1 protein-coding gene is annotated in these 1201 nt (G+C 50.8%); it reads left to right on the top strand.

Annotated elements, in window-relative coordinates:
* Positions 1-1112, top strand: a 1112-nt coding sequence (locus tag KDK18_RS01370; RefSeq protein WP_257252647.1) for a hypothetical protein, incomplete at its 5' end; no start/stop codon positions are given.
* Between the last annotated feature and the right edge of the window lie 89 nt (positions 1113-1201).

The raw sequence follows: 1201 nt of genomic DNA, 5'->3' as shown, positions 1-1201 counted from the left end.
GAACAAAGCACACCGGGCCACATGCCTGCAACTCAACAGTGATCGGTGAGGACGGTCAGCCGCGAACATGCGGGAAGATTTACAAGAATGCTCATACCCTGACGTCTCACAAAAGTGGATACCACACAGGACAAAAAACCTGTGTCGAGACAGTGATCGACCCGGATGGTCAGATGCGGCCATGTGGGAGCGCCTTCAAGAATGCCCGAGCCCTGTCGCATCATAAAAGTAAATTCCACAGAGTAACACTAGCCCGTGATGCAACCGTGGTCGGGGAGGATGGCCAGCAGCAACCATTTGGAAGGGTCTGCAAGAATGCTCAAGCACAGCAGCATCAGACAAGAAAAGGCCAAACCGCACAACACACTGGTGACGTGACTGTGGCCACAGAGTGTGGCCAACCGCGAGCACGCGGGACAGTCTACAAGAATACTAAAGCCCTGAGGGTTCATAGAAGAAAAAAGCAAACCGGGCCACAAACCTGCAACGCAACAGTGGTCGGTAAGGACGGTCAGCCTCGAACATGCGGAAAGATTTACATGCATGCTCATGCCCTGTCGTCTCACAAAAGTGGATACCACACGGGACCAAAAACCTGTGTCGAGATATTGACCGGCCCGGATGGCCAGCCGCGGCCATGCGGGATCACCTTCAAGAATGCTCGAGCCCTGAATGCTCATAAAAGTAAATTCCACATAGGATCACGAACCCGTGACGCAATCGTGGTCGTAAAGGATGGCCAGCAGCAACCATGCGGAAGCATCTGCAAGGATGCTCAAGCACAACAGAGTCAGATAAGAAGAGACCACACTGCACCACAAATCTGTGACGTGATCATGACTACAGAGCATGGCCAGCAGCGAACATGCGAGACGGTCTGCATGAACTCTCGATCTCTGTCGTCTCATATAAGTAGATACCACACCGAGAATAAAAAATGTGACCTTATGGTAGTCGGGGAGGACGGTCAGCATCAGGCATGCAGTACGCTCTGCGAGAACGCTGAAGCTCTAACAAATCACAAAAGAAACCATCCAAAACGAAAGCCTGTTGATGTGAACCAGAATGATGACCCCGGCTCTAAAAAACTCAAACTAAATAACTGCCACTAGCAGCCTGTCGGACTTAAGCGTCCGTAGCGAGGATTGCAAGAAATTGAGGATAAAAATTTCTGCTTCTGAGGAGAATAGCGAGCTATTTG

The organism is Endozoicomonas sp. SESOKO3, from assembly GCF_024606255.1.
Note: the sequence above shows the minus strand (reverse complement) of the source record. Positions and strands in the feature narration are given on the sequence as shown.